Consider the following 11,425-nt stretch of genomic DNA (forward strand, 5'->3'; position numbering starts at 1 on the left):
TTATCTACCTCCAATTGTCTGCGATTTTTTAATGATATTATCAAGTAAGCTCTCTTCCATTTTCGGAAAACTAAGGGGAATTTCCAACTGAGTTAGTGATCCGGTTTTTGCTAGAAACTGATTTGTTAGAGTTGCAAAATATGAACCAGCAAGTTCATTATCAACAAATTCATTATTTGTATATTTATTAAAAACTTGTTTCGCAAATGGATCTGTTTCCACAAGCACCCTTATAAAATCAACAACTTTTGTAGGATCTTGAACATCTTTTAAAAGTCCTCAAGAAATTATTTTAATCCCCATTAAAACACTTGTTAAAGAATAATGAGAATACCCTTTTTGAATCAAGAACTGTTCAACTTGTGATCCTTTAAATAAAAGATCGGAAGTTTCCTTGTTAAGATCATAGTCTAATTTTTCTAGTTTTGCTAGCTTTATTTGTTTTTGGTAGTTATAATAAAGTGAGGAAATTTCTTTTGAAATTAGACGAATATTTTGAGCTTGAACCGATGATCCAGTCCGAGATACCGAAAGTCCGATATTAATAGCCGGGATTTTTCCCTGAGCAAAAAGGGCAGAAGAAGTAATAATTTGCCCATCGGTAATCGAAATTACATTTGAAGAGACAAGGGCGGTGATATCATTATCAACGGTCTGGAGAATTGGCAGGGCCGTAATTGATTTGCGGCCAATAAATTTTCCTGATCGTTCTAAAAGTTTAGAATGAGCAAAGAAAATATCAGCTGGGAAGGCTTCTTTCCCAATTGGCTGATTTGTTAAAAGGGCGACTTCACGCCAGACACTAGCATGTTTTGTTAGATCATCAAAAACAATTAAAACATCATAATTATAACTAAGATTTTCAGCATGAGCCATTGCAAAATAAGGAGCTAAATACTGATCAAAAGGGCTAGTTGAAGGGGCATGGAGCACAATTGTATTCGCCATTGCTTCATTTTGGACCAAATCGTGATATAAAGAAACTAAGTTTTGCCGTTTTTGACCGATTGAGACATAAATACATTTTGTAGTTCGTGAGTCTTTTTGGTTAATTATTGTATTAATTCCGATATGCGTTTTTCCAGTTTGACGATCGCCGACAATTAATTCACGTTGTCCAAAACCTATCGGGTTAAAAAGATCGATTGCATAAATTCCGGTATAAATTTGCCGATCAAGTAATTCACGGCGTAAAACGCCGGCGGCAGTCTCGAATGCCGAGTGCCGATATTGTAAAAAAGTTGTTGGTCTAGCCGCGCGCGGCTCGATTATATTTCCTGATAAATCAATGATTTTGCCAAAATATTCCATTGAAGTAAGGACTTTATCAAAATTTGGAAGTTCGATTAGTTCATCATTGATCTGAATTTTCCCTTTTTGGTTATTAAAAAGTAAATAAGCTTGATCCTGAGAGGCCTGAATTACGACAGCTTTAATCTCTGGTTTATCTTTTACTTGAAAAAATTGTTGTTCCTGCCAGTTATACTCACCTTTAACAAGAACTACATAATCTAGAACGGATGCAACTTTTAATGCCATTATTGATCTCCTTTATTTTTTTGACTTACTAAATTTTGTTTTCTTTTATAAATAATTCGGCGTAAAAAGACGGTTAAGGTAATTAAAATTCCGGAAATTGTCCCAATTATTAAGTATAAAAGATTATCCTCAAGTCATTTTGAGGTATTTGCTAACTTATATTCTTGAATTAAATCTGCAAAATTTTGAACTGCATTTCCGCTGTCTTGACTTTGGCCTGCTGAGTTTTGGTCTTTATTTTCATCTTTTTGAGCAAAATAGGCGATCTGGCCCAAAATTTGACTTAACTGATTGATTTCCCGACCTAATTTTGTCATTTTCAAAAATGAATTAACCAAATTTGAGGTTAATTTATAAGATTCATTATGAAAAAGGGCAATTTTTTCGTGGGCCTGTGCAAAAAAACGGTTAATATCTTCACGAGTTAGATTGAGTTTTTCCAAAGTCGCATCAAGTTGTTTGGCGGCTTCAGAACTTGACTCAGCTTTACCATCTAATTCCGAAATTGTTTGTTTTGCCCTATTAAATTTTTCCTGAAGAACATATAAATTAATAAAATAAATTAAATAATAATGAAGTCAAGCTTTATTATTATCGATCTCGGATTTTTTAAGATAAGATAAAAACTGAAACTGGGAAGCTGAAAAAACACTTGATAGCGAAGAATTTATATATTCTCGGGCCATTTTTTTCTGGGCTTCTAAAAAATCTTGATTATAAAACACTTTTGTAAGTAGATAGAAAAAATTATAAATTGTTGTTTGTGAACCAGGGGAATAATAGCGAATTTGGTCAAAACTAAATTGATCATTGACATTAACAGTTTCAAAAAAATTATCAATTACGGCTGTAACCCCTAAATTTGAATGGTATAAGTTTGTTGTAATTGCCTGTCTTTGCCAGGGACTTGCGCCTTCAAAGTCATCATATTGGAGACTTTCATAAACTTTTTCATATTTTTTCTTATCCGATGATTCGCGGACTTTATTAACAAAGTCAGTAATTTTAATCCGCGCTTTAATCTTCCCGTCTGTTTCACTAATAGATTCAATATTATATTTAAAACGGGAATTTAAAGGGTTTAAAAAGAAAAAAATCTCGGATTTTTTTTCTTGGGATGCTGAATTATAAAGATTTATAATCTCGCTTACGGACAAATTTGTATATTCAGGAGCAACAATTGGGGGTAGATCAGGAGCAATTCGGACTTCAAATTCCGGTTTTTCGGAGATTTGAGGGGGGTTTTGTTTGGTAATTTTTTTAATTGCTAAATTAATTTGTTCTATTTCTGATTTTGAAGAAGACGGATTTGGCAGTTGATTTAAAGAAAAATCCAGTAAAAGCGACTGTTTTTCAAAGTAGTTTTTGATCCAGTCATTTCAGGTGGATACCCCTTCTTTGCCCATTGGTTTTGAAGCTAATAAAATATTTTCTTTATCATCAATACTTTCACGGTCAAGATTTAGATTAAAATTCTTTTTATAGACCGGAAATTCTTCCTCTTTGAATAAATATTGTTTATAACCTGATTCTAGTCCTTTAAAATAAGTTTTGATCCTTTCCTCAAATTCTTGACCTTTTAAAGTATTAGGAACATCCAAAACTTTATCAGTTTTTACTCCTTGAATTTTTGCATAGTCATCGTTTTGGTTATTTCCCCATTCAAGCCCTTGATAATTTTCCTTATCAAAAGTGACATCTCCACGTTTTAGTTTTAAATTATTTGCAAAAGCAAAGGGGCTAATGATATTCAAACCATATTTGCGGGGATCTTTTTTGATCCCCTCACGATTTTTCTGGAAATAATAACGTAGTTGAATCCAAAAAAAACTTTGTTGTAGTCTTTCTTCGACATTATCCTTATTTTTGGCATTAATATCGGCTAGTTTTGCTTTAATATCATTATCAACCTGCCCAATAAAACGGTCAATAAATTCCTCTTTTTTGCTTTCCCATCAAGCCTGATTTTTTTTAAGATCTTCATTAGTGATCGGTGTTGGATCTTTTTTTGGATCAGCATCAGCTTTTTTTTGATCTTTTTCCCCATTTTTTTCTTGATTTGACTGGCCTGCCTGGCCTTTATCATTATCAGTTTGTGGTTTTTCTTGACTAATAATTTCCTTTTGGGAATAATTAATCGCTGAGGTTAAGAAAAAAAGCGGGGAAAAAGTTAAAAATGGAAAAAATCGGGAAAAAATCAACTTATTTTTTCTATTTTTTTGTTTTTTATACATAATTTACCTCAGTTCTGACCAGAAAAAATAATTCTTTAAGTCGATTTTCTTCATTGACTTGTTTTGTTAGTTGATAATTTTTGTATAATTCCAAATTTTCACCAATTTCTAAATTTGCTTTTAGTTGTAATTTATGCAAAAGTGTGTTTTTGTTTTTTTGTTGAGCTTTTTTTTGAAAGAAAAATTCTTTTTTATCAACCTTATAAAAAATTAGATCTTCAAAAAGATGAATCGAAACTGTATCTTCAAGGGAAAATAAAAGCGAGTGATGAGCAAAAAAGTAGTAAATTCCACTTGAAATTTCCACTTTTATCAACGAAAATTCTAAATTTGAGACAATAAAAGGTTGAATTGGGGCAAAATATTTTTCTTGTTCAATATTAAGGGAAATTTTGCAATTTTTTAAAGTAATAATTTTATTTTCGGGGGTTAGAATCCGAAAATTTCAAAGTTTTGCCTCCATTTAGAAAACTCCTTTCGGCTTTCTTTTAATGACATTGAGCTCTTCAATTTCTAGTTCCCGCTCGATTTTGAGAATTGATGTTCGCAGATGACGCATTTTCTCTTCAATCTCTTTTAAAAGCGTATTTTCATGGATTAGCTTATTTTTATAGACAATAAATTGGGACTCTAATAATAAAATTTGGACTGAAGTTACAAAATAACTAAGAATTTGACTTTGATAAAATTCTTCAAAATTTGGAAAAAATCTTACTCTTTCTAGATTTTTTTCAATTTTTTCAAGTACTTCCTGATTTGTTTCCATTTTGAATTCAAAATGGTTTAAAGGGAAAATTGTTGCGATAAAATCGGTGATTTTATTTGAATAAACTGCCATTTTTACAGTTGAAAATTGTCGATTTTTGATTCCATAATTGATAATTTCACCAATTTTCGTTGAATTTTTAAAAGTATTATCCAAATTTTGAAAACTTTCAAGAATTTGCATCTTATTTTTGTTAGCAAAATTAAGTGCCCGATCGCCTAAAGTAATAATAAAATCTTTTTCTTTATAGTTTTCAAGAATTTTTGCCTCAATTTGGTCAAAAAAGTTCTGGGTATATTTCTCATCAGAAGAAGGATAAATTCAGAGACTAACATTTTGGCGAATCAATGCTTTTCTAGTAACTAACGATAATTTAGTGCTAAGCGATCTTTGATAACTAAAATTTACCAAAAAGTACTGACCAATTAGAAAAAATTCATAAACATTGCGAATTGTGCGTAAAAGAAGGTTAATTTTTATCAAAGAAATATTCCGATTTAGTGAAACTAAATCGTAAATTTTTGCAAAGTTAGCCCGTTTTTCCTTTATTTCATTAATATTCATAATTTAAAACTTTCAAAATTAGGCTTTTTTTGGCTTATTTTGCTGATTTTGGATATTTTCAAGACTTGAGACTAAAGAAACTTCACTAAAAATCACTTTTAATGTTCGCGTCTGTGGATCAAAGAAAATAATACAACCCTCGACAACCTCGACAAAACGGTTTTTATTGGCAATAAAATCCCAAGCTAGAATGTTTAAATTTGCAAGAACTGAAGAAAAACGTTGATCGTTACTATCGCTAAAAAAATTACTTGCCATCACATTTGAGGATTCTTTTAGAGTTACAATTGGTACAAGACCTTTTGAGCCAAACCGGGATGAACGCTGCCAGGAAATGACAAAATTTTTAAAAACTAATTCAGTTGTAGCCTTATAAGCTGCTAAAACTTTTTGGTGGTATTTTTCACGGATTACTGAATTTGCTTTCTGAGAAGAAACAAGTAAAGTTAGATTAAATAGCGCATCAAAACTAACAAAATTTGGATGATTAATTAAATCATAATAATCACGGAACTCGGTTTTTGTATCAATAGTATTTGAATTTGCTTCTTTTTTTGCAGAAGATCCAAAAAATTTCATAATTAACTCCTATTTTTTTTAACTTTTTGACTTAAGTGTTTTTAAATTTTCCGACTGGGAATTTTTAGTATTTACTTGTTTTTCAAGCACTTTGTAATCTAATTGCGATTTTTTTGTTTTTAAAATTAAAGTATTTTTTCCAATTGATACTAATAAATTAACAAAAACGAAAATTCCAACTAAAACACTAAGAATTCCATAAAAATAGAAACTATAGTCAATATAAAATGTCGATACTAAAGGACTTTTTTCGGCCTCAAGTGCAACAACGGCATTTGTATAAATATGAATATTTAATAAATAAATGAAAGTAAAAAGAATATATAAACTAGTAAAAAAGCTAAAAATGAGCTTTAATCATAACGGAAAATCTTTCTTTGTTCTAATCAATAATGAATAAGTAATAATAAAAAACACTATTTGACTTAAATTGATTCAAATAGTGGCAAAAACTACATAAGATAAATAGGAACTAACAAAACTGGAAATAAAAGATATCAATAGGACAAAAGCAAAAAAACTTAACTTGTAATCCTTAATTTTCTTTTCTAATTTTGTAAAATTTAAAAGGAAATAAGTAGCTAATAAAACTAGATGAATCGAAATTCCGATAATCATTGGCAAATAATTTGTTGTTAAATTCTTTCCAAAAGGTAAGAATTGAACAAAATTTGTGCTTGCAAAAATATTTATATAAATACTATAAAATAAAAGTGCAAAACTAGCAAAAATTAACAGTGAAAAACTTGGCACTATTTTTTTTAGTCGGAAAAAACTTTGACGGTAAAAGTAAATTTGCGGACTAAAATAAAGTAAGGAAAGCACTAGTAAAAATACCAAAATTGCAATTAAAATGAAAGAATTACTAATTTTTCCAACTTCGGCAATAAAAGTATATAGCCAATCTGCAACCGGGTTACCATAACTTACAGTCGCGATAATATCAGCTTCCTCATTTGAGAAAACCATTGATGCAAAAAGTCCAAATAAAATCCCAAAAATAATTAATGAGGCTGCCAAACTGACGTGACGAAAAATAAAAAACTTTTTATAATCATAATTTATTTTATCATTTTTCCGACCAATTCAGAGCCAGAGACTATAATCAAGGAAAATTAGGACAAAAATTTGTGTTGAAAATACAAGAATATAAGTTCATTCTGTTGTAAGTCAAGCAAAATAAATAACAATATTAACTAAAAAAAGACCAAAAAATGCCGATAAAATAAGATATTTTTGCAATTTTTCCTTAAGGCTTAAAAATTTAAGTCCTTTAAAGAAAAAGGCAAAACTAAAAAATAAGAGCAAAACTGATCTTGTCATTCGAACAGCAAGAAACTCACGCATTTCATCTTCAATTGGATTGAAAAATGTTGAAATACTTGAGACTGGCTGATCAGTATTTGAAATATTTAGAAATGATCGTGGTCCATCAAAAAAAATGGCTAAAGCCAAACTAGTTAAGAATAAAACAGTAAGCAAAAAATACAACCACTGCTTTTGGCCATTTTTTGATGGGTTTATTTCTAACTTGAAGACTTTTTTAGATCTAACCTTCATTATTTCTCCTTTCCTAGTTTTTTCAAAGATGAAATATATTATAACTTTTTTTTTTTTTTTTTTTTTGCCAAAAAAATGAAAATTAAATAAAGGTACCTTAAAAAAATCAAGGAGAATCACTATTTTTTTTCTAATTTTTTTAAGGTATAATAATAATAATAATAATAATAATAATAATACTGATTAAATTAGGCAAAAAGTTAGTTATATAATAAAAAAAAGAAAAAAACGAGAAATTTTAAGTAAAAATTCATTTTAAAACTATTAAAAAACAGTTTTAAGCCAGTTTTTTATAAATTTTTGCTCATATTTCTTTATAATTTTTTAAACTATGCAAAAAAAAATAATTTTTAGCGACATCGATGGCACACTTTATTGTCATGATTTTAAAATTAGTCTTGAAACTATTGATTACATAAAAAAAAACAAGGATAATTTTATCCTTGTTCTTAATACCGGAAATCCACTGGCTTCCCGAATTTTTCAGGTTGCAAAAAATCTTGAAATTCGTTATATAATCAGCTCAAATGGCGCTTTATTCAGCGACCTTGAAAGTGGAAATCATACTTTAATTAACGGTTCAATTTCCCTTAAGGAGCAAAAATTTCTCTTTGAAATTGCCAAAAATTTAGATTTACAACTAAATTTTTGAAATACTGAAAAATATTTTAGTTTTAATGCAAAAACAAAATATTTTTCATTTTTTATCTACCCACATCTTCAAGGGGAAAAAGAGGTAATCTTTACTGATTCATATCAGGAAAATGTTGTTAAATTAGAGTTAATTGGACCTAAGGCCCAACTTGATCAGGCCTATGACTTACTTGAAAAAAATCAGGAATTAGAGGCTGTTTTCATTAAAAATTTAAGTATTGAAATTACTAAAAAAAATACAAACAAGGGAAAAGCTGTTGAATTTGTCAGCAAAATTTTCCAAAGCGATCTTGATAATGTAATGACAATCGGTGATAGCGGAAATGATCTTTCAATGCTTAAAATCACCAAATTTTCCTATGCAATGGCAAATGCATCAAAAAAAGTCAAAGAAACAGCTCGATTTCATACAAGCGCATGTAATCAAGACGGGCTAATTTATGCGATTAAAGATTTTTTATACCGGAAAAAATTTGACTAAAATTATATTTTTCGAAAAAAATATAAAAAAATTTCAAAATTAAACTAAATTCAGTTAATTTTGAAATTTGTTTCAGTTTTACGCTGTTGAATCAGTTGGAAAAAGAAAACTAAAATCTGAATTGTTGCAATCGTTAATCCAATAATTTGGAAAATTAGCGCAGTCAGTCAGTTATTATCATTATTTACCAAAATTTGTAAGAATTCATAAATTATTCAGAAAATATTAAGAGTTGCTAGATTAACTAAGAAAGTTAGGGGAATAAATTTTATTGTTTTTTGTTTTATTCCTAATATAGTTTGTGGTAAAAAAGCAAAATTTACACAAAAACCGGCAATTATGCCAAGATATGAAGCCGCGCTAATAATCTGACGTTCAGGAACAATTTTAGCTAAATAAAAAATAAAAAGTAATAAAATTACTAGATAGACAAGAATTCCTGCGCCAATAAAAGCAAGATTTTCTCCTTTTTTCTTCTCCGTTTTAAGCTTATATGTATATACTTGGATCAAGAAAACTAAAGTTATTAGCCCACAAAAAACTTGGGTAATAAAAAGTGGGAGATCATATAAAGCTAGTCCTAACAAGGTAAAAAAGAAAATTCCAATATAATAAATTCATCAACTAAGTAAGGAAGTTTTTGGTGGTTGTTTGGCAATGAAAGTATTAATTACAAGTGGAAGGCCAACAATGGCGGTGAAAAATGAGGCAATATAGCCAATTATATCAATATAGTGCACTTTTTTTATCCTATCAAATTTATAATTTACAATTTCTGAAATTAATTTCAGAAATTGCCTTAATTAATAAAATTTTTGAAATTTATTAATTAAATTAATAGAACCATAACTAAATTAGAAGAAAGACAACAATTGTAATACCAAAAAAGATTAAAGTTGAGATTGAATCAGTAACAGTTGCCAAAATTGGTGCTGACATCACAGCCGGATCACGTCTAATCGATTTTGCAATCATCGGGATGATTGCTCCAAGAATTTTTGAAAAAATAATTACTACTAATAATGAAATCGAGGAAGCTGCCGAAATTATTAGAATGTAGTCTCTGATTGTTAAATTCGAAATTGAATTATCAGGGATATTAACATTTTTAATATCACCGGTTAGGGCAAAATAAATCACAAGTCTTAAAAAGTTTAGAATCATTAAAATTGTGCCAATAATTAGGCCAACGCTAATCTCTTTAAAGAAAACTTTTTTAAAAAAGTTAGTCTTATCAACTTCTTTTAGCGAAATTGCCCTGACAATTGTTGTTGCTGACTGCGAGCCGGCATTACCTGCTGAACCAGAAATTACCGGAATCATTGAAACAATTGTGGTAATAAATGAGGCAAGACCGATTGATTTAATTGCATTATTTTGACTTATTGCATTAGTAAATTCTTGAATGATAAACTGGGACAAAGTTGATCCAAACATTAGGATGATTAGTCAAAAAACTCTTGATTTTACGATCTGTTTAAGTGTGGAACGAATATAGGATTCTTCAACTTCCTGAGGTGAAATTCCTGCTAGTTTATAAATATCACTTGTTGCTTTTTCCTTGACAATATCGATAATATCATCACTTGTAACCATTCCGATTAGTCTCTGGCTTGTATTTACAACCGGGAGTACTGAAAAATCATTTTTGGCAAAAACTTCGGCTGCATAATCTTTTTTATCAGTTGTAACAAGAAAAGGGACTTGAAAAACAATTTCTTTGATCTGAGTATTAGGATCAGAAAAGACAATATCTTCTAAAGTAGTTGCCCCGATTATTTTCTTGTTTTGATCAACGACATAATAATAATGCACTAATTCGGAGATATCTTTATAGTTTCTAATTTTTTCAAGTGCTTGATGACAAGTCGAATCTTTAAAAAGATAGACGATATCAACTGACATAAAAGCGCCAATTTGATCGTCGGTATACTGCAAAAGTTGATTTATTTGTTTACGAGTATCAATGTCAATGTTGCGCAAAATTCTTTTGGCAACATTATCAGGGACTTCATCAAGAAGTTCGACAATTTCATCAACATAAAGTTCATCAAGTAATTTATTGATTAGCTCATTTGGTAAACTTAGTACTAATTTGGTCTGAATTTCTGGTGAAAAGTAGGTGAAAATATCACCTGCAGTTGCAGTATCTAACATCCTAAAAAATAAAAGTCGGTCAAACGGAGAAAAACTTGAAACTTCTTCGGCGATCTCTGATAGTGGTTTTTGTTTTGTATAATTGCGGACTTCAGTAATTTTTTTGGTAGTAACAAGCTCAAAAAGAAAAGAACTTTTTTTATCTAAGCTCATTATTTTTAACTATTTTTTGTCTTCAGGTTTGACCGCATTTAACTCTTTTGTTAAAATTTCAACAAATGAATCAAGACTTGTAACCTTAAAAAAATTAGCATCCCTAACAATTACAACTTCACCACTTTGTTCTGAGACTACAATAGTAATCGAATCTGAGACCTCTGAAATTCCCAATGCAGCCCGATGACGGGCGCCATAACGATCCTCCAGAGTTGATTCAGAAACTGAAAAATACGTTGATGCATACGAAATTCGATCATCAACGATAATCACAGCACCATCATGAAGGGGAGAATTTTTCTGAAAAATTGCAATCAAAAGTGATGAATTAATCATTGAATCAATTTTGACCCCATCAGTGGAAAGATTATCCAAAAGTGTGTTTCTCTGAATTGTGATAATCGCGCCGATTTTGTTTTTTGAAAGATGTTTAACTGCAAAAAAAAGCTCGTAAACTATTTTTCTTTGTGTTGAAATTCCAAGGTCAAGAAAACTACGACTGACTTTGTTTTTATGCAAAGTTTTAATATGATTAAAGATAAAGAAAACAACAAAAACAAGCCCTAATACTAAAATTAGTGCCACTAGTATTAAAATTGGAACATCTAAATTCATCAGGCTCCCTTCCTCCCCTTATTTACAATCACAGGCTAAAATAATTTACATTTAAAATTATATCTTAATTTAATTATATTAGAAATATTTCAATATTTTTCCTTAAATTTTCCTTTTTTT

10 protein-coding genes are annotated in these 11,425 nt (G+C 29.7%); 1 reads left to right on the forward strand and 9 read right to left on the reverse strand.

The window, feature by feature from the left end; all coding sequences use genetic code 4:
• The 6 genes from MHJ_RS02545 to MHJ_RS02570 are packed head-to-tail and all read right to left on the reverse strand — an operon-like array spanning position 1 to position 7,242.
• Positions 1-1,539, reverse strand: a complete 1,539-nt coding sequence (locus tag MHJ_RS02545; protein ID WP_011284228.1) for an MSC_0619 family F1-like ATPase alpha subunit — start codon at positions 1,537-1,539, stop codon at positions 1-3.
• Positions 1,539-3,773, reverse strand: coding sequence for an MSC_0620 family F1-like ATPase-associated subunit (locus MHJ_RS02550; RefSeq protein WP_044284677.1), 2,235 nt, complete (start codon positions 3,771-3,773; stop codon positions 1,539-1,541). The genes MHJ_RS02545 and MHJ_RS02550 overlap by 1 nt, the downstream gene beginning before the upstream one ends.
• Positions 3,766-4,236, reverse strand: coding sequence for an MSC_0621 family F1-like ATPase epsilon subunit (locus MHJ_RS02555; RefSeq protein ID WP_011206313.1), 471 nt, complete (start codon positions 4,234-4,236; stop codon positions 3,766-3,768). The genes MHJ_RS02550 and MHJ_RS02555 overlap by 8 nt, the downstream gene beginning before the upstream one ends.
• Entirely contained in the window at positions 4,237-5,103 is an 867-nt protein-coding gene (locus MHJ_RS03800) for an MSC_0622 family F1-like ATPase gamma subunit (RefSeq protein WP_179695988.1), read from the reverse strand.
• Between the two features lie 18 nt (positions 5,104-5,121).
• Positions 5,122-5,682, reverse strand: a complete 561-nt coding sequence (locus MHJ_RS02565; protein ID WP_011206315.1) for a DUF2714 domain-containing protein — start codon at positions 5,680-5,682, stop codon at positions 5,122-5,124.
• 18 nt (positions 5,683-5,700) lie between these two features.
• Complete coding sequence (locus MHJ_RS02570) at positions 5,701-7,242, reverse strand: MSC_0624 family F1-like ATPase-associated membrane protein (RefSeq protein ID WP_044284678.1); 1,542 nt, start codon at positions 7,240-7,242, stop codon at positions 5,701-5,703.
• A gap of 331 nt (positions 7,243-7,573) precedes the next feature.
• On the opposite strand from MHJ_RS02570, the gene MHJ_RS02580 reads away from it, so the two are divergent.
• Positions 7,574-8,377 (forward strand): Cof-type HAD-IIB family hydrolase, encoded by an 804-nt coding sequence (locus MHJ_RS02580; protein ID WP_011206317.1) that lies wholly within the window; start codon positions 7,574-7,576, stop codon positions 8,375-8,377.
• 44 nt (positions 8,378-8,421) lie between these two features.
• Here MHJ_RS02580 and MHJ_RS02585 read toward each other — a convergent pair whose 3' ends face one another.
• From MHJ_RS02585 to MHJ_RS02595, 3 genes are all read right to left on the reverse strand, one after another.
• Positions 8,422-9,117: a hypothetical protein gene (locus MHJ_RS02585; protein ID WP_044284680.1), complete on the reverse strand. Its 696-nt coding sequence runs from the start codon at positions 9,115-9,117 to the stop codon at positions 8,422-8,424.
• A 109-nt stretch (positions 9,118-9,226) separates the two neighbouring features.
• Positions 9,227-10,687 (reverse strand): magnesium transporter, encoded by a 1,461-nt coding sequence (gene mgtE, locus MHJ_RS02590; RefSeq protein ID WP_044284681.1) that lies wholly within the window; start codon positions 10,685-10,687, stop codon positions 9,227-9,229.
• A 9-nt stretch (positions 10,688-10,696) separates the two neighbouring features.
• Positions 10,697-11,305 carry a diadenylate cyclase gene (locus tag MHJ_RS02595; protein WP_011206320.1) on the reverse strand — a complete coding sequence of 203 codons (609 nt, stop codon included), beginning with the start codon at positions 11,303-11,305 and terminating at the stop codon, positions 10,697-10,699.
• Positions 11,306-11,425: the final 120 nt, after the last annotated feature.

It is taken from the genome of Mesomycoplasma hyopneumoniae J, from assembly GCF_000008205.1.
GTDB classification, from domain to species: domain Bacteria; phylum Bacillota_I; class Bacilli_A; order Mycoplasmatales; family Metamycoplasmataceae; genus Mesomycoplasma; species Mesomycoplasma hyopneumoniae.